Origin of the sequence: Streptomyces typhae (genome assembly GCF_009755605.1) — a bacterium.
Classification (GTDB): domain Bacteria; phylum Actinomycetota; class Actinomycetes; order Streptomycetales; family Streptomycetaceae; genus Streptomyces; species Streptomyces typhae.
Map to the genome: position 1 here is coordinate 72,888 of NZ_WPNZ01000035.1, position 17,872 is coordinate 90,759.

Here is a 17,872-nt window from a genome sequence, read left to right on the forward strand (position 1 = left end):
TGGCCGGGTGGAGGCGCCCCCGGAGCTGGCGTTCGTCCTGCTGCGGCTGGCCGAGGACATCATCTGGCCCGTCACGGCCGTGGACGGAGAGGCCGCCGACCTGTGCGCGGAATCCTTCGTGTGCTGGACGAGGTCGGGTGCGTCCTGCTGTCCGCGCTGCGGGACTGGGCGCGCGACTCCGCCACCACGGCGGTGCTCGGCATCGCCCGCAGCATCATCCGCTTCGTCAAGAACGTCATCCCCGACCCCGACGACCACGGAGACACCTGCGCCACCCTGGAGGCAATGCGCGACAAGCACCTGGCGCTGGCGCACGCGGTGCACTCCGCACCCGGTGCGCACCGCTGACCGCACCAACCGCACCACCGCACCGGGTGGGAGCGCATCGGTGCGGTGGAGCGCACCATCGGGTGCGCACTGGTGCGGTGGTGTGCGCCCATCCGGTGCGCACCGAGTCCATCCGGTGCGCACCACGATGCGCACCACCGTCCATCCGGTGCGCTCCACTCGGTGGGCGGTGCGCGCGCCGGTGCGGCCGGCGCGCGGGAGTGGGGCGCACCGGGTGGGCGGTGGTGCGGTGGAGTGGGCCCGGTTGGAGACGGTGGAGGCGGTGCGTTTCTCCTTGACCTGAGCCGAGGTCAAGGAGAAACGCACCGGGTGGATGCGCGGCCCCACCCCCGTCGATGGCGTCCACTTCCACCCGGTGGGCTCCACTCGGTGGAGTGGATGCCGAGCACGGTGGCGTCCGCTCCCGGACGGTGGGCTCCACTCGGTGGAGTGGAGCCGGGCGTCGTCGGTGCGCACCACCGGGTCCACTCAGTGGCCGGCCTCCCGGCCGCGGTGCGGTGCGGGTTGCTGTGGACGGTGCGCCTGCTGGTCGTCCGGGCGCACCGCGTCGGCGTCGGCTGGTGCGGTGTGGCGGTCCGCGCGGGCGCGGGAGTCGTTGACCATCTTGGTGGCCGCCTCCCGGATGCGGCGCAGTCGGTCGTCGGTGAGATCGAGAGCTTCCACGTCCGTGCGGGACTTCCGCAAGGCCCGCAGCGCCGTCATATCGATCGCGTCCCCGCGACCGGCTTCCGGCTCCTGGTCGTCGTGCTCGGGGTCGGCCGGCTCGGGCCCGAGCAGCTGCTCGGGCATCGCCGCCTGCTGGTGGGCGACGACGTCGTACGCCCGGCCCCGCACGGCGGCGGTCGTGGTGGTGCGCAGCTTGTCCCGCACCACGGCACCGGCGAGGACGGCACGGTCGTACTGGAGCAGGATGCGGGGTATCTCCCACTCCCCCGCGTCCTGGCCCGGCGGCCGGGGTGCAGCCGGCTCGCCGGGATCGGCCGGGGGCTGCCGGTCCGGGTCGGGCGCGGGAGTGGGTGGGCGGCAGCGGGCGGGGAGGTCGGACAGCGCCCACCGGGCGGTGTAGAGGCGGTAGCCGGCCTCCAGGCCGCGCATGGTCTTCGGCTCGCTGATGTCCAGGCAGTGGGTGGAGATGGCGGCGGCCACGATCTCCTCGTCCAGGCCGGGGTCGCGGCGGCGGCCGCGCAGGACCAGGGCGAGGTGGCGGCGGGCTTCGGCGAGCAGGTGCCGGCGGTGGAAACGGCCGCCCTCGTTCATCACGAACACCGTCGCGGTGATGTCGACGGCCGCCATGGCGACGTCGACCACGGCCGCGACCCGGGCCCGTATCGCGGCGGCCGCGGCGCGGGCATGCTCAAGGAGGGAGGTGATGACGTCGGCGGCGACCTTGGAGGTGAGGATCGCGCTCACCTTCCACCAGACGCGCAGCTGCGCGAGCGGCTGGGTCTTCCGCTTGGGTGGGCGGGTCTTGCGAGCGGCGATCTGGTTCATCTTGGCGCGGGCCCGCTCCGAGACCACAGGCAGGAACTTCAACTCGCCGTCGTCGTCGACGGCGGTGACGTACTCGTGCTCTAGCCCGGCCAGGCAGGCGGCGATCTGGTCGCTGCGCCGGGCAGTCCAACGGATCAGCTCGTGCGGCACCCCCGCAATCTCCATCACAGGCCGGCGCCCCGGGGTGACGATCCGCGGCTCGGTCGCCAGCCCCAGCGCCTCGCAGACCTCTGCGGCCACCAGCTCGTTGTAGAGCGCGGAGGCCGCCACGGTGTTCTCGTGCAGGGCCGTGGTGTGGATCGACCCCCACTTCCCGTCCAGCCGCTGCCCCTTCACCGACAGCAGCAGATGGTCATGGAGCAACGGCATCCCGGAGCGCGCCTCGTAGTGGCGGAAGCGGGCGGCGACCAGACCGCCGGGCGGCCGCACCCGGTAGATCCCGTCCTTGCCGTACCGGATCACCGCGACCTCGTCCTCGATCCACTCCAGCACCCGGACGATCGCCCGCTCGTGCGCCGCCTCGATCACCCGCCGCGTCTCCTCATCCCCCAGCGCCCACAGGAGGTAGATGCTCGGCTGCGGCCGGAACACGAAGTCGACCCCGGTGACCGTCACCCGGCGACCGAGGGCGCCGGCCTGGAACGCCTTCTTCGGGGAGTCGCCCGCGGCGAGCCGGTCGGCTTCGATCCGGTCCGCATACGGGTGGCGGCCGCGCTCGCCGAACAGGTTCCGCAGCTGCGCCTCGGTGGCCTCCTCGCCCGGCGCGAGTCCGAGCGCGGCCAAGCCGCGGCCCATCCATCGCCCGGCCGGAACGCCGGCTTGCTCCCGGGCGGCGCGCAGCGGAGTGCGGACCGGGCGGCGGCCGTCACCGACAACGGTCTCGCGCAGGTAGTAGCGGTACATCTGACCGGCCCGGACAACCCTGATATCGACTGTCATGCAGACCACGCCACACGGCCCTGACCTGCAAGAAAAGGCCGATCAGCCCGGCTTCCCGCCAGGCGGGAGCAGCGGCCGGACCTTCTTCTCAGGTGCCCGCCGGGCGGGAAGCGGCCCCGGGCCGAACGCGAATGTCATCGCTCTCCGGCAGCACGCACACCCTGACCCGAACGACACCAGCAAGCACCACTGAGCACCACCACGTGCCAAGGAACGAGCGCCACCAACGAGCACCGCCTACAGCAGTCCCCGGCACCCGCCGGGGGCTTCGTCGTGCTGCCCGGAGGACACCACCGTTCCCACCTTCAAGACCTGCCCCCGCTTCACCACCGACCTCCAGCACCTCACCCCCGCCCAGCATCGGCGCTTCCGCCGCATCGTCCTGGACGCCTTCGTCCCCGACCTGAGCACCCGCCGCCAGTTCCGACCCGGGTTACGGATCAAGGGCGTGCGCTGCGCGCCGGGCGTCTACGAGCTGCCGGGCGGGCGCGCCACGTGGTCGTACGGCCGGGTGGTGATCGCCGGGCTGCCCCACGTCAGATGGCACCGGATCGGGACCCACAGCATCCTGGATCGGCCCCTGGCAGAAGGCCATCTTGCGGGCGCGGGTCTCCAGTTGATGGGCTGCTCTTCCCGATGACCAGGAGGGGACACAGCGTGGCAGCGAACGAGGCCGTGACCGAGTCGGAGCACGTAAAGAGTTTGATCACCAGCACTGCGTCGGCACTGTGGGAGGACAAGGAGGCCCCTGAGCACGTTCCCCGACGTCGTCCGGCGCAGCGAGACGTGCGCCCCGCTCGCCGACAGCGTGGCGCAGTCCGAGGTCCGGCCCGCGAAGCCCTCGTCTACGACGTGAAAAGCACGGAGTTTCAGGAATAGCCGGGCAGGTATGGGTGAACGTGCATCAGTCAGCGATCAGCACGCCGAGAATTGCAAGCCAGCAGACTGCCACCAGTATGGGCAGAAGCGTCATGATCTTGCCGGTCGGGGAGACCATCAGGTAGGCGGAGCCCGGACCGCCGGTGCGCCTGCTCACTATCCGATCACCACCGTGCCAAGCCATGTACTCCTCAAGCTCGATCACGGTTTCTTTGCGTGCCAGAAGGTACTGGTTCCCAAAGCGCAGCATCAGGGAGAAGCCCAGCGACACCCCCACGCCGATGACCGTGACAATCATGGCAAGCCCCTTACCCAGGGCACCGCCAGCGCCGTCCTTGCTGAGGAAGAAGGCAGTGGCGGCCGCAAGGCCCGCCGTGATGTAGAAGAAGTTGTTCAGTTTCTGCCAGTTGAGGTTGTCCTCGTGCTGATAGAGGTCAACGGCGATCTGATACTGCGCGTGCAGCATCGCCTCGCGCGGCTTGCGCCACACCCAAACCACCCGGGGCAGCCCGTCCGGAGGAACGAGTCGGGTCAACTCCCGGAATCCGAGTTTGTTGTGGAAGTGTGCGGATGCATCGTTGGGAGGATCGTTGACCACAGCAGCGATCACGGGGCTCTCATCCCACTGATCGAGGACGTGGTGATAAAGCATCGAGGCGAGCCCGGTCCGCGCCGCCTCCCGGCTCACACAGATCTGTTTGATCACCAGGAAACTGCCAAGTGCCGTCTTGATCCGGCGGTTCAGCCATTCGTCCGGCTCGACTCGGTCGGAGCTATAGGCCAGCAGAAAGGCCAGCAGTTGACCGCCCTTGACCGCGACATAAAAGTGCTCGGCGCTCCCCAGCCAGCCACGGTAGTCGGTCTCGGCGTACGCCGAGACCAGAAAACCGCCTTCCACCACTCCCCGGGTGCCGTCCGGGCCATGGAGACTGCGTGACTCGGCGAGCCGGGCGATCTGCTCCACGTGCTCCTCGCCCGCCCGCAAGATCTCCGCCCTCAGTGGTACCGCTGCCATGTAATTCCCCTCTGCTCCCGGCACGATGAACGTCTCACGTTTGCGGTCCGCCGGAACACGCTGCCTCAGGGGCTTCGGGCGTGATGAGACAGGAAGCCGCCCAGACCATCCCGTACGCGGGATCGGCGAGGTATCAACCATGGCGGGTCCGGGCAAGTGCGGACCACCCCCGCGGAATCGGAAGACCAGGAAGAGCCGCTGCCCGGCGAAAGTGGCAACCCGCCCTGCGTCAGAGCCAGACCATGATCGGCTCCATAGCCGCCGTTGCGACAGCAGTAGCGATCACCCTGACGAGAGCATGCGGCCAGGTGGGACAGCACCTCCCCCGGCAGGATTCGGGTACAGAATTCCACCGGACCTGCATATGGCTCCCTGACCGGCCACCCTTGTCCAACAGACGCCAGCTCTCACTGATCCGCCGCCGACTGGCATCGATGAGCGCACGGCTCCCCCTATCCGGTCACCAGCCCGCTCGATCACCAGCAAAGAGATCCGTACGCGCACCAGGGTGTCGCTCCACTTCGCGCTCATCCTCGCCATACTCCCCACACAGGCCCGCGGCACAAGACCCCCACAGCCCCGGGCCGGTACTCCCGACTCCCAAGGCAGCCTGGACGGCCTCCCCCCTCCGCACAACCCCACCTAAGGGTGAATACGGCCCATCCGGCCATCCACGACCTTGGCACTGGCCCCGCCGCAGAGAGCGAGAGACCATATGCCTGGTGGTCGGGGCCGGTGTAACGATCGGCGGCAGGGGCATCCGGCCTCGGCGGCAGGGCCAGATGGCCCAGTTCCGCCGGGCGCAGACTCCCGTTCCCCCGGGTCCTCCCGCCCCTGGGGGTGACGGCGGAGGCGGGACGACGCGTGCACCACCCGGCCCGCACGCGGCCGCTCCTGCCCGGAAGAGGCCCTGCCGGGCGAGCGCGTGCGGGAGTACGGTGGGAGCAGACCGTGGTTGACGGTGCTGTTAGCGCAGCACCCACTTTTCCGGCGATCTCTCGGGCCCCACCACGCCAGCGGCTGCCACAGCGGGACCCTGCACCCGCTTCAGAGCACCGCGTGAACCTCGCCACGACCCCCGCACCCCCCTTGTGCGTCCGCCGCTCTTTCACCGGTGCGACCCGATCCGCACTGGGACGTGCGATGCGCGCCTACTTCGCCGACGAACTCCTGCTCATGCTGCCGCTCACAGACGGCCCCGGGGTGCGCCTGTTCGGTGAGATCCTCGGCATCCACCGTGGGCCCCTGGCCCTGGCCGTGACCGAAGAAGCCGACCGCACCGACGAGATCGTCGTGGACCTCACCGAGACCCGCTTCCTGGCCCACAGCGTCCTGGACATCCTCATCCTCCTCGCCCAGCGCCTCACCCCGCCCCAGCACCTCCTCATCCGCGCCCCCGCCCACCTCAACCTGCGAGCGCAGTTAGCCGGCCGTGGCGCAGACGGCCTCCAAACGCTGCGCCTCCAGGAGAGCTGACCCCTGCCCGTGCAGCACCGCGGGCGGGGGTTCTCGCCGTCGCGGGAGGCGGCAAGAGCCCCCGCCCCGCCGGTACACCGGCACCCCTCCCCTTTGTCCACGAGCCCTAGCGGTGGAACCCAGTGACGCCGAAAGCACAAGAACCCGAAAACGACACACGCCAGCCCGAAGGCAGCGACGGACAGCAACTCGTGCGCGCCGCACGCCGGGCAGTCGAACGCAGCCGGGAACGCATCAGACAGAGCCACCGCCGCCTGAAAACCAGCCGACAGCACATCCACACCAGCCAGCAGCTGCTGCCCACTCGCCCCCAGCCCACCGACCCGCCCGGCAACACCGGCCAGCCGCCCTCCCACCACCCCTGACCTTCCTGCCTGCTTCGCAGACACGGCCGCAGCGGCGGGGGGCAAGACGGGCGTATGTGCGGGACACCCACGGTGATGGCGGTAGAGGCATATGCGAGATGCTGGTGCCGAGCCGAGACCGTGGGCTGGCCGCAATAGCCGTGCACCTAGTCGCACCCCAGACCTCGGAGCGGCGGTCTCACGAGGCTCGGCCGGGCCTGGCCGTACGTCGCAGGAATCCGGCTGGGAGCACCCAGCCGGACTCACACTTCGCCCCCCTCTTCTCGGAGGCAGGCTGATCCTCGGAGGCAGGTTGAGTCGCGCTCCGGGTCGCACCGTAGGTCGCACTCCAGGTCGTCCTCCAGGTCACGCCCTCGGTCGCGCTCCAGGTCACGCCAGGCAGCCGGCCAGCGAAGCCTCCACCACACGCCCTGACCTGCAAGCAAGGGGGCCCCAGCAGCCACTCCAGCACGCCGACTACTTCCCTCAGCCGCCCCCTTGGGAGAAGCACCGGTTGCGGGAAGCACCGGGAAGCACCGGCCCGGTCCCGACGGGTCCCTCGAGCCGCACCAGCCGTGCAGGCCCTGCGCCAGGCCGGTCCCGCCGACGGCGACGGCCAGGAGCACGAGCAGCTGCCCGGTGCGGCCAGTGGAAGTCACCGGCTCGCACGCGAGGCAGGGCCGCCCGGCGTTGCAGCGCCGGGCGGCCCTGCGTGTTGCGGTGTCCGGACCCAGTGGACGTCCGCTGTGCAGAGGCCTGAAAGGCCTGCCTGCCGTTTCCAGTGTGGTGGATTGCCTGCCCGCCGGGTTCCCTGCGCTGTTGCGGATCTGATTGCGCAACAGCGCAACGGTTGTGACCTGCGCGAACGTGAACGTGACCGGGACAGGAACCGTTGGCCGGACGAACGTGCGCCACTTCCGTGGAAGAGCGCCGGTCCGAAACGGGGCGGGCTCTGCCGCCTCCACATCTCGTCTCCGTCCGCACCGCATTGCGGCAATACGGTCAACTCTGTTCCCTGGCAGCGCGGTTAGTGAATTCTGTGGGTGACGCCGAAGCACAGGGCCGGGGGTTTGCAGACCCCCGCCGCGTTCGGATGCCCGGTGTCACCACATCGCTTGTCCGGACCCAAGGAGTCTTCGTGAGCAGTATCCAGCGCAGGGCCGCCAACGCGGCCCGGTGCACCGTGAGTCCGTCCCTGTGGCGGCTGTGCGTGCTCGTCGTGATCGAGGCCGCGGCGGTCGTCCTGGTGGTGGCCGGCTACGACGTGCAGACCGCTCTGGCCTGCGCGACCGGAGCCGCCCTGGCCACCGCAGGCGTCACCGCGGGCGTCGTCGGCCAGCCGCCCGGCACGCCCGCCCAGCCGCCCGCCATGCCCGCCCCGAACCAGGGGGCGTGATGGCTCCCCGCCGGCTCGACCCGCACAACAGCCCCCGCGAGGCCATCGCCTGGGCCCTGGCCCGGCTGCAGGAAGCCTCGAGGAAGTCCCTCAGCGCTATCGCCGCCGAGACCAACTACAACATGAGCACCGTCTCCCGGGTGACCGCCATCCAGGCCACCGTGTCCGCAGAAGCGGTGAAGGCGTACGTACGCTCCTGCGGCCAGCCACCCGACGAGTGGGTGAAGCTGTACAAACTCGCGAAAAGCGTGGAGAGCGCCGAAGACGCCGAACGGTTCGCTGTGTCCCTCCACGCGCTCTGCACCACCGCCCTGTTACCGGAACACACCCAACGACTCAGCGACACACACGCCCTGGCCGCCTCCTGGACCACCACAGACACGAGACAGTCACAGGACAGCGCGCAGCCACAGGACACCGGACAGCCGCAGCAGGAGCCGAACCCGCGCCACAACACCGGACAGCCGCGACGGGAGCGGCCCGCGGCCAGCACACCCGCACCCGAACCCCAGGCCGAGCCCGAGCCCCAGCCACAGGCCGGGGCCAAGCCCGCGCCCGGGGCCGGGGCCGGGCCAGCCGGGGCCGGGGCCGCACTCGACACCCCCGCACCCACGTCCGGCACATCCGTACCCGGCGAGACGAAAGGCCCGTCTTCCGGAACCGGTGAAGCCCCTTCCACTTCCACGCGGAAGCGGAACGACGGAGCCCCTCCGGCCGCGCGTGGCGTGCCGCAGCGGAGGAGGCCGCGCCGGCGCACGGTGGTGACGGGCGGAGTCATCTCTCTCGCCCTCATCGCCGGCATCACCATCTGGGCCACCCAGTACGAGGCCAGCAGTGACGACTCCCGCTCTTCCGCCACCCAGAGTTCAGGCCCGAACACCGCCGATGTCCCGGAAGACCCGTCCCTGAAGCGGCTCCGCGAAGCGCGGGCAGAAAAAGACAAGCCGTGGAGGGTCGGCGTGAAAGCCAACCAGCCGGGACTCAGCCAGGAGAAAGGAGGTGAATGGGTCGGCGCGGACATCGAGTACGCGAGAACAATCACCAAAGCACTGGGCATCACCGGTGAACCCGAGTTCATTGCCATGGGGACGAACGAGCGGGAAAAGAAGCTCAACAAGGGCACCGTCGACATGTTCGTCGGCACCTACGGGATCTCGCCCGAAAGAGAAAAAGGCGACGGCAAGGATCGTCCTGCTGTGCGGTTCGCCGGGCCGTATTTCACCACACCCCAGAGAATGATAGTGGAAAGATTCCCAGGAACCGACTACGCAAGAATCAATGGTGTACGCGAAACGGTGAACTCGGACATCGACCTCCCCGACAAAACCAGTGTATGCGTAGTGAAAGGTTCCACCGGAGAAAAATACTGGAACGAAAACTATCCGGAGAAACCCCCGGAGGAGACACTCAGCGACTACAAGGCATGCGTCGACAGGCTCTCCGGAGAAATCGACGCAGTACTGTCGGATTCCGTCATCCTGCGAGAATACGAAAAGACGAAACCGGACAAACTCAAGGTCTCCCTCTACTCCTTCGGCGACGACGAAGAATATGGGATCGGACTGGCGAAAGCCAGCGCGGGCCTGCACCGGGAAGTCTGCAAAGCAATGAAGAACACCCTCGAGGCAAGGGAAAAAATCTTCAGCCCCCTCGCCAAGGACGGGGAACGCCTGCCCGAAGCCAAAGAAATGAGCAGATGCCAGCCCCAGCCCTGACACCGGACAAATAGAGGCCTCAGACCGTGAGGGGGCTGTGCCGACTACGGCACAGCCCCCTCACGGTCTGACCGTACGATCACCGGTGTGACCACCCGCCGCGCACTCGGCGCCGGACCCGCAGCACCCGCTGCGGGCATCCGCGCCACCCAGGCCGACCTCCTCCACACCCTGCCCGGCACCCGCCTGCCCGACCTCGCCGAACTCCGGACCCGCGGCGTCGCCGGAAACCCGCCGCCCGCAACCCCAGCACCCCGCCGCCCCCTCGGAGCCGGACACACGGACACCTCCGCGCACGACACACACCGCCCTCTCCCGGACCGGGACGCGCGCCGCCGGCTACTTCCCTGAGGACACCCCCGGCGGCACCACCCCGCCCCGGGACGGGCTGCCGGCCGTCGCCGCCGTGGCAGTGACGATCACGGCGACCGCGGCGATGAGCATCATCGTTCCGCCCGTGGCGACCAGGAGCGGCTGGCTGAAGACCGGACGGCGGTGCGAGACGTAGAAGAGCGCGCCGAACATCATCAGGCCGACCAGGAAGAGCAGCAGGACGAGTGTGAACATCAAGGTTCCCCCTCAGGGATTGAGTGCACGGGCAGGCCGCCCGGACACAGGTGTGGCGCATGGTGAGAGCCGCCGGAACTCCCCTCCTCCTTGGCCGTTCCGGGTGCCGCTCGGTGGCAGGCGTCAGAGTGCTCGGTGCGGGGCCAAGCAACGCAAGCCTGCCTCTGACCAGCAGGAGTGACGTCTGCCACGGCCCTGGCCGCACGGTTTGCGGTGCATCGGCAGGGCGAGGAGCCCTCGTACTCTGCTCACGCGGCTTCGGACGGCATTCAAGAACTTCCCGAAGACCCGCGGCAGCGGATCCCGGGGCTGCGCAGGAGTGGTCCTTCCATGGGGCGGTGGTGACTGCTCAAGAACCGGGAACCGAGGTCCGGCAGGCATTGAATGGGCGCCGCCGGTCCGGTAACGGGCCCTACATCAGTAGTAGTGATGGGACGCGGGGCAGATGTGACGCTGCACCCCAACTTTTTTCAGCGCACCCGACCGCTACACCCCGCCCGGATACGCCCCGTCCGGAGGTGCGGTGGCGGGGGTGGGGCGGGCCGTCCAGGGGGGCGCTGGCCTGCGGTATCAAATTTGTTCGGCCTGCGAGTTCACGATCATGGGCTCTTCGTCCCCTTAACTCTTGCCCGGCCCCGTGGGGCGGGCCTATGTACGAGCAACAGGGGGGCGTCCTGATGGATCCGACCATGGCCGTGATCGTCTCGGCCGTCATCTCCAAGACCTGCATGCTGCTGGCGCTCTGGATCCGGCTGCGCTGGCGGGCACGCCGTGAACAGCAGCGGCAGCACTACCTTCTCCAGGTCACCGAAACGGTGGCCGCGGGCGGGCAGGCGGAGTTCGATGACCGGGACGGGGAGGGCCGCCGCCTGCACGTGAAGATCACCCGTATCCCGGTTCCAGGGGAGGACCAGGCAGCGTGAGCACCCACGACCCGGAAGACAGCACCGACCGCACCGCGGCCGCACCCCCCGACCTACACCAGCGTGCCCGGCAGCGGACGGACGAGGAGTTCTCCGCCTTCTACCGCCAGACCGTCCGCCCCCTGACCGGCTTCCTGATCAACCACGGCGCCGCCGTCCGCCTGGCCGCAGACATCGCCCAGGAGATCATGTTCGACGCCTACCGGAACTGGGAGCGCATCACCCATCCCAAGTCCTGGGTCCACAAGGCCGCCTCCCGCGCGCTCGCGCGCCAGATCGCCTCCGTCGAGGAGCCCGTCGGGGACGTGGCCGAGCCCAGCTCCCTGGTGCCCCGCCCCGACGCCATCGCGGAATGGGAAGCCCAGCACGACGCGCTGCCCCTGTTACGCAGCCTGCCGATGAAACAGCGCCAGGTCCTGGCCTGGACACTGGCCGGCTTCACCCCCGCCGACATCGCCGACCACCTCGGCCTATCGGCCGAGAACATACGCGCCAACCTGAGAAAAGCCCGCCGTACCGCGGCCGCCTACCTAAAGGCCCGTGAGGAGGAACAGTGACCCGCCACACCGGACCCGACGAGCACGACCAGGCCGTGCAGCAGTGGCTGTTCGGGCATCAGCACGCCCTGACCGACGCCTTGGACGGCCTCCTCGACACTGAGGCAGGCCTGCGCGAAATCCTCCTCCACTCCCAGCACGACACCGCCACAGAACGCCTCGACACCGTCATCGACACCGAAGCCGGCCTCGCCGCCATCCTCCCCAACCCCCCCAACCCAACCCCGACACCGGCCCCGCCCGCAGACACCCACCACACACCGCCACCCCAGCACAACGACCCCACGGACCCCCTCCACACCCTCAGCCCCGCAGAACGCATGGCACTGCGCAACCATCCCAATGTCAGAAAAGCCAGCCAACAGCTCACCCGCGCCTGGCACAGCACCGCTGGCCTTGCCCGCGCCCACGTCCGTTCCCTCGCTATCGACCTCGCCCGGAAACTCGCCTACGACCTCGAACTCGCCCTCGCCCGCGCTCGCGCCCACGACCGCGCCCTCGACTTCGCCCGAGAGCTCGACTTCGTCCGCGCCCGCGTCCGCGCCCACGAAATCGTCCGTGCCCTCGGCCTCGACCCCGACCTCGCTCGTGCCCACGAGCTGGCAAGCGAACTCGCCCGCAACCTCGAACTCGATCATGCCCGCGCCCGCGAAATCAACAGCTACCTCGGCCTCACCCACACCCGCAGTCGCGACCTCGTCCGCGTCCTCGAACTCGCCCTCGACCTCGACCACGACCGCGCACGCGCCCGCCTGCGCGCCCGCGAGCTCCTTATCGTCGTGCGTACAGCCGAGGTCGGGCGAGCCATCGGCGCGGCACTGCACAGGGAGCCCCTCGTACTCGACAAGTACGCGCTGCACGGCCTCCTGGACGACTTCACCGGCACCGACCTGAGCACCACCGACCTGACCGGAATCGACCTCAGCGGCATCCGCTGGTCCGAACACACCACCCAGTGGCCGCCAACCATCGACATCGACAGCCTCAAGACCCGCTCCGACCAAACCCCGCCCAACAGCGGTACCTGGACCGTCCGGTCCGGCACCACGACCATCCGCGACCTCGCCGAACGATAAGACGCACCAGAAGCCCACGAAGCCCAGACCACGACTGCTTGACGGGCTCGCCCCCATGCGCGGACCGCCAGCCCAGGTCAGCGGCGGGCCAACATGAACAAGCAGCTGATCAGTGACACAAGACGCGTCGTCCACCTGGGAAAACGAGGGTGCGATGACACAGGTGACACAGATCTGGCCAGGGCGGTCGCCCCAAGGGCGGTCGGCGCCCGCACCGGCAGGGAGCGGGCACCAGCCGACGGTGTGGTGGGTCGGTCTGCAAGCAGCGGCGGCGGGCGGGGAGGATACGCAGATGAGTATCAGTCGTCCCCTGCTGCCCCAGCGCGAGGCCGCCGCCGCCTGCGGCGTGAGCCGCTCCATCATCCGGCGCCGCCGCGAAGCCGGCGAACTCCCCCACTCGGTCCTGGACGACGACCGCGGCTGGCTCATCCCCGTCGACGACCTCCTCGCCGCCGGGCTCCGCCTGAACGCCCCCGCACCACCCGACGACACCACCACCGGCGTCGGACAGGACCAGGCCCACGCCACCGGCACGGCCATGGCGGGCCCGGCCGGGGAGGCCGAGCTGCGCGCAGAGCTGGAACGGCTGCGCCACGAACACCAACTCCAGCTCGCCCACGCCGACCACGCCCTGGCCGAAGCCGAAGCCGGACACCTGCGCAAGCGCCTGGACGAACGCGCCGCGCACATCGCCGACCTCCAGCAGGCCCTGGCCGCGCTCACGCCCGCACCGGAACGCCCCGCCATCCCCCAGCCCACCACCCCCGCCACAGCCCCGGCCGTGCCCGAACCCACCGCCAGTCAGCGCCAGGAGGGGTCCGGGCCGCGGCGCCGGTGGTGGCGCCGCGGCTGACCCTGTCCGTGTGCACCGGGCGTAACCCGGGCCCGGAGGCCGCCTTCCGCGCGAGGTGCCCGGTACGGCGCCCCGGTGTCCGTCCGCTGTGTGGTGAGGGATGCCGCGCGGTCCTTCTTGTCCTCGCGCTCGACGTCCTTGATGCCGTCGGCGAGGTAGGACCCCACGACGATGGCCGCGGCCGCGGCGGAGACCGCCCACATCAGCCGCTCCCCCTTCGACGTCTGCACCACGGCGCCCGGGACGGGCGCCGTCCAGCGGTAGACCAGGCAGCCCACGACAAGCGCGGCTATGACGACAAGACTGGTGGACACATCCAGCGTTACGTTCACTACTGGCCCCTTTGGGTCCGGGGGCCCGCCGCTGGGACTGGACATCTTCGAGGCGGGCCCCTGCTGCACCAGGCCCGCTCCGGGCCCGGCTCCTCACCCCTTCGCGGGGGAGAGCGGCCCCTCGACAGCAATGAAGGCCCAACTCCCCTTTGAAGAGAGGGAAGCGGGCCCAGGACCCGTATACACAAAAAATCGAGCACGTGGAACGATCTTCCAGGGTTTGGGATTTCCCACCACGCTTGTGAGTTTGTGAAATAAGTTGTTCTATTCAACCCGGCTGGCCAGGGCCTTGCAGCCGCCACGCCTTTCGGCCAAAGCATGGACACATGCAAGCGAGCACACAGAGCGACGCAAGCGGAATGGACCTACTCGCAAGAGCCGGGGCGGCACCCGTCACGGGTGCCGCCCCGGCCTGACGGGTGCAGGCCGCCCAGTGCCCGGCCTCGGGCCGGTAATCGGTACGGGGGTTGCAGCCGGCCTCCAGGAGCACGGCCGCCTCCTGGCGGAGCTCCCCGGCCGTGGTGCGCTTGACCCCCAGGTCGGCCTCGATGTCGGCGAGTTGCACGACGTCGACGTCGTCCGCGCCGCCACCGGCGGCCACGATCAGGCGGGCGGCGCGGCGGGCGCGGCGCTCGGGCTGGCCCAGCTGCGCCCAGTCCTCCGCCTGCTGCGCGCGGGCCTCCAGGACGGCGGTGCGGTGACGGGTCTCCGCGCGGCGTTCCCGGAGCTCCTCCGCGTCAGCCTCCGCCCGCTCGGCGCCCCGCTCCGCCTGCGCCCGGCGCCGCTCCGCCTCCGCCCGCGCGGCGGCCGCCTCCGCCTTCTCCTCCGCCGGGGCGTCAACGGACTGGTTGTGGGCTGTGACCGCAGGAGTGGTGGCTGCGGGGGAGAAGAGCTGGGGTTTCGGTCATTCGCCGTGCCCCGTCGGCGCGGCTGACGGACGACAACTCCTGACAGCTCGTCAGCGGATGAGGTGGCGCGCCGTGGGATGCCCTGGCGGTTGGGGTGGCAAACGGGCTGGTCAAAGTTGTCTTGATATACGAAAAGTAATTTTACGTGCACTCTCCGTGTCCAGTTTGCTTCCTGGTGCACCGCGCCGCCCGGCTCGGCCGTGGTCCTGCGGTCGTGCCGGGTGGCGTACAGCCGTGACCTGCACGGCGACCTGAAACAAGGAGAGATCCTATGCGACGCGCGTTCACCAAGACGGCCACCGCGGCTGCGGCCCTGCGCTCTGGCCCTGGTCGCTGCCCCGCACTCGCAGGCCGCCACCGCCGGCCAGCCGACGGCCCGCGCCGCCGCGGAAGCCCCGGCGTATTTCGTGATGACCGACATCACGCGCGAGGAGTTCGTCATCAAGCTGACGAAGGGCGACGACATCAAGCACGCCCGGGACCTCATCAACGGCGACACCACCGACAAGCCCCACGTGTTCACGCGAATCGTCCACCGGCAGGCCGACTACAACCCGCGCTGGAGCTACAGCAACAACCCCGACAAGACCGAGTTCTTCAACGAAGCCCTCGAAGTCTGCGACGCGACCATCCCGTACGTCGAAGACAACCTCGACGAAGCCGGCGGCGCCTTCCTGCCCGGCAACTACTGGTGCGACTGGACCTCACGCCTGGTCCGGGAAATCCCCGCCCCGTAGGTGACCGCGGGCTGATCCCGGTGCGGAGCCCCCTCGCGGCGCCCCTGGGCGGTTCGCTTGTGTGGGTGGTGACAGCGGGACCGCGCGGCAGGACGCTGCGCAGACAGCCTTTTAAGGGGCCGGGTGCGACAGCCTTTCAAGGGGCCGGGTGCGCAGCGCGTCCGGCCCCGCGCTGTGCCCGGCCCGGCCGCGCACAGCTGCCCCTGGTGGCAGGGGCCGCAGGGGTCGGCTTCTGCCACCGGCCGGTGCTAGACCTCGATGTAGGCGACGACGATGACGGTGCGCAGCGCGGTCACGAAGTACAGGACGCGTACCTGCTCAAGGTCGTCGGTGTACTGGCGCAGCCGGGGGTCAGTGGTGGTGCCGGAGAGTGGTGTGCCGACGTCGGGGTCGACGGAGATGACGACCAGGGCGCGGTCCAGGGCGTGAATCTCCGCCTCGCTGGTGACGGTCTCCAGCTGCCGGGCGGCGGTGTCGGAGAAGGCGATCTGTGCGCGGCGCGGGCCGTGCTTGGGTGCCATCAGGCGACGGCCGACCGCTGGGCTGCGAGGCGGGCCAGGTGCTGCTCGCGCAGGTCCTCCCACGGAGTGCACTCCTCCACCGCGGGCAGCCCGTTGGCAGCGATGTCCTCCAGGACAGCGGCGTACCGCTCCGCGTCCGCGCGAGTCCTGGCCGCGAACTTGCGCAGCTCCTCCGCAGCCGCGGGTGCCAGCTGCTGCCGCACAGCGGCGCCAGAGGTGGTGTCGGCGGGAAGCGGCTGCTCACTCATCTGGGGCTCCACAGGGCGTGACTGCTGACGTCCCGTCCACGGTATCGGCCGCCCGCAGGCGTGGGGAGCTCCCCGCACGAACCGAGTCAGCCGCGTGCACGTGTGGGCGCCGCCGCCCGTCGACAGAGACAACGGTCGGTTTTGGCTTTTCGGTGTGGCTGAGCGCTCCATCTGGCACCGATCGCCAGATAGAACGCTCAGGACTCCAAGTACCGGCGCCCCCTAGACATCGGGACCGCGTCGTCTCGATCGCGTCCGCGACCTCGCGGCCCTCGTTCGCCTCGCCGAAGACCGCTTAGCCGTAGCAGCTCCAAAGGCCCGGCCAGAGCCTGTGGGAGGTGACTTTCCGTCTGGCCTGCCCGTACTCCGCCAGGCGAGTTCGTACGGCACTAAGAGGTCGTTTTCCTCTATCATGCGGTGATATCACCTCGTTTGCTCAGGGTGATGGTCTGGTACTGGTGGGACTCTCGGGCTGACTGTGCTGGTCGGGCCGGATGGTGTGGTGGCTGCGACAGGAGCTGTCTTGCGCCTGTCCCATTCCAGGACGCCCACTTCTGTTCCGTGCTCCCGAGAGGCCGGACACACGCCTGGGCGCACGCCCCCGGCCCGCGGTATGCCCAGGGCATGGCCGACCGCCGTGCGTATCCGAGTGATCTGTCCGATGCCCGCTGGGAGCTGATCGAGCCGGTGCTGTCCGCCTGGCGCTTCGAGCGCCGCGGCCGGGCCCTGGACTTCGGCCGCCCGCCCCGGCACGACCTGCGCGAGATCATGAACGCGATCCTGTATGTGGACCGCACGGGCTGTCAGTGGGCCTATCTCCCGCACGACTTCCCGCCGCACCAGAGCGTCTACGGCTACTTCGCCAAGTGGCAGAAGGACGGCATCTTCGCCCAGCTCAACGGGCTGCTGCGGGAACTGGTGCGCCAGCAGGAAGGCCGCGCCAAGCACCCGTCGGCGTGCGTCATCGACGCGCAGAGCATCAAGACTTCCACCAGTGTCCCCGCCCGCAGCCAGGGCATCGACGCGGGCAAAAAGATCGTGGGCCGCAAGCGCAGCATCATCACCGACACCCTCGGCCTGCTGCTGGCGGCCCTGGTCACCGCGGCCGGCGTCCAGGACTCCACCGCCGGCCGCACCCTCCTCGAGCAGGCCGCCGCCGACCACCCCAGCCTGCGCAAGGTGTGGGTCGACGGCGGCTACCGCAAGCACTTCATCGACCACGCCGCCACCCTCGGCATCGACCTCGAAATCGTCCAACGCACCCCCGGAAGCAGGGGCTTCACCCCGATCCCGAAACGCTGGGCGGTCGAGCGGACCTACGGCTGGCTGATGCTGCACCGCCGCCTGGCCCGCGACTACGAAGCCCTCCCGGCCCGCTCCGAAGCCATGATCCAACTGGCCATGACTGACCTCATGGCCCGCCGCCTCACCGGTGAGAACACCATCTCCTGGCGCGCCCCGGCATCGACACATCAAAGCCGCATTCAGGGATGAAACAACAGGATGAAACGACCCCTAAGTCGGCGAGACACAGATTCGCGCAGGAG

General features: G+C 69.5%; 17 protein-coding genes. 11 read left to right on the forward strand and 6 right to left on the reverse strand.

The window, feature by feature from the left end:
- Positions 1–120 precede the first annotated feature (120 nt).
- Positions 121–348, forward strand: a complete 228-nt coding sequence (locus GPA10_RS39265; RefSeq protein WP_157169588.1) for a hypothetical protein — start codon at positions 121–123, stop codon at positions 346–348.
- Positions 349–816: 468 nt separating this feature from the next.
- Here GPA10_RS39265 and mobF read toward each other — a convergent pair whose 3' ends face one another.
- Positions 817–2,778, reverse strand: a complete 1,962-nt coding sequence (gene mobF, locus GPA10_RS39270; RefSeq protein WP_157169589.1) for a MobF family relaxase — start codon at positions 2,776–2,778, stop codon at positions 817–819.
- A gap of 904 nt (positions 2,779–3,682) precedes the next feature.
- On the reverse strand, positions 3,683–4,621 hold the full coding sequence (locus GPA10_RS39275; protein ID WP_343041823.1) for a GNAT family N-acetyltransferase: 939 nt from the start codon (positions 4,619–4,621) through the stop codon (positions 3,683–3,685).
- 1,194 nt (positions 4,622–5,815) lie between these two features.
- Between GPA10_RS39275 and GPA10_RS39280 the strand changes: the two genes are divergently transcribed.
- From GPA10_RS39280 to GPA10_RS39295, 4 genes are all read left to right on the forward strand, one after another.
- Complete coding sequence (locus GPA10_RS39280) at positions 5,816–6,148, forward strand: hypothetical protein (protein WP_157169591.1); 333 nt, start codon at positions 5,816–5,818, stop codon at positions 6,146–6,148.
- A 1,482-nt stretch (positions 6,149–7,630) separates the two neighbouring features.
- A complete protein-coding gene (locus GPA10_RS39285) occupies positions 7,631–7,888 on the forward strand; it encodes a hypothetical protein (RefSeq protein WP_157169592.1) in 258 nt (85 codons plus the stop codon).
- Entirely contained in the window at positions 7,888–9,603 is a 1,716-nt protein-coding gene (locus GPA10_RS39290) for a transporter substrate-binding domain-containing protein (RefSeq protein ID WP_246260568.1), read from the forward strand. The genes GPA10_RS39285 and GPA10_RS39290 overlap by 1 nt, the downstream gene beginning before the upstream one ends.
- Positions 9,604–9,690: 87 nt before the next feature.
- A complete protein-coding gene (locus GPA10_RS39295) occupies positions 9,691–9,954 on the forward strand; it encodes a hypothetical protein (protein ID WP_157169594.1) in 264 nt (87 codons plus the stop codon).
- Here GPA10_RS39295 and GPA10_RS39300 read toward each other — a convergent pair.
- Positions 9,943–10,170 carry a hypothetical protein gene (locus GPA10_RS39300; RefSeq protein ID WP_157169595.1) on the reverse strand — a complete coding sequence of 76 codons (228 nt, stop codon included), beginning with the start codon at positions 10,168–10,170 and terminating at the stop codon, positions 9,943–9,945. The two genes, GPA10_RS39295 and GPA10_RS39300, sit on opposite strands and share 12 nt — an antisense overlap.
- A gap of 650 nt (positions 10,171–10,820) precedes the next feature.
- Between GPA10_RS39300 and GPA10_RS39305 the strand changes: the two genes are divergently transcribed.
- The 4 genes from GPA10_RS39305 to GPA10_RS39320 all read left to right on the forward strand — a co-directional run bounded on the left by GPA10_RS39305 (position 10,821) and on the right by GPA10_RS39320 (position 13,579).
- Positions 10,821–11,093: a hypothetical protein gene (locus GPA10_RS39305; protein WP_157169596.1), complete on the forward strand. Its 273-nt coding sequence runs from the start codon at positions 10,821–10,823 to the stop codon at positions 11,091–11,093.
- Positions 11,090–11,650 (forward strand): sigma factor-like helix-turn-helix DNA-binding protein, encoded by a 561-nt coding sequence (locus GPA10_RS43550; RefSeq protein WP_157169597.1) that lies wholly within the window; start codon positions 11,090–11,092, stop codon positions 11,648–11,650. The genes GPA10_RS39305 and GPA10_RS43550 overlap by 4 nt, the downstream gene beginning before the upstream one ends.
- Complete coding sequence (locus GPA10_RS39315) at positions 11,647–12,726, forward strand: hypothetical protein (protein ID WP_157169598.1); 1,080 nt, start codon at positions 11,647–11,649, stop codon at positions 12,724–12,726. Before GPA10_RS43550 ends, GPA10_RS39315 begins: the two co-directional genes overlap by 4 nt.
- A 292-nt stretch (positions 12,727–13,018) precedes the next feature.
- Positions 13,019–13,579, forward strand: coding sequence for a hypothetical protein (locus tag GPA10_RS39320; RefSeq protein ID WP_157169599.1), 561 nt, complete (start codon positions 13,019–13,021; stop codon positions 13,577–13,579).
- On the opposite strand, the gene GPA10_RS39325 is transcribed toward GPA10_RS39320, so the two are convergent.
- Positions 13,528–13,911, reverse strand: coding sequence for a hypothetical protein (locus tag GPA10_RS39325; RefSeq protein ID WP_157169600.1), 384 nt, complete (start codon positions 13,909–13,911; stop codon positions 13,528–13,530). The genes GPA10_RS39320 and GPA10_RS39325 overlap by 52 nt on opposite strands.
- A gap of 1,318 nt (positions 13,912–15,229) precedes the next feature.
- On the opposite strand from GPA10_RS39325, the gene GPA10_RS39330 reads away from it, so the two are divergent.
- Entirely contained in the window at positions 15,230–15,556 is a 327-nt protein-coding gene (locus tag GPA10_RS39330) for a BP74-related protein (RefSeq protein ID WP_157169601.1), read from the forward strand.
- A gap of 248 nt (positions 15,557–15,804) precedes the next feature.
- Here GPA10_RS39330 and GPA10_RS39335 read toward each other — a convergent pair whose 3' ends face one another.
- Entirely contained in the window at positions 15,805–16,077 is a 273-nt protein-coding gene (locus GPA10_RS39335) for a hypothetical protein (protein WP_157169602.1), read from the reverse strand.
- A complete protein-coding gene (locus tag GPA10_RS39340; protein WP_157169603.1) occupies positions 16,077–16,325 on the reverse strand; it encodes a hypothetical protein in 249 nt (82 codons plus the stop codon). Before GPA10_RS39340 ends, GPA10_RS39335 begins: the two co-directional genes overlap by 1 nt.
- Positions 16,326–16,949: 624 nt before the next feature.
- Between GPA10_RS39340 and GPA10_RS39345 the strand changes: the two genes are divergently transcribed.
- Complete coding sequence (locus GPA10_RS39345; RefSeq protein WP_157169604.1) at positions 16,950–17,819, forward strand: IS5 family transposase; 870 nt, start codon at positions 16,950–16,952, stop codon at positions 17,817–17,819.
- Positions 17,820–17,872 lie beyond the last annotated feature (53 nt).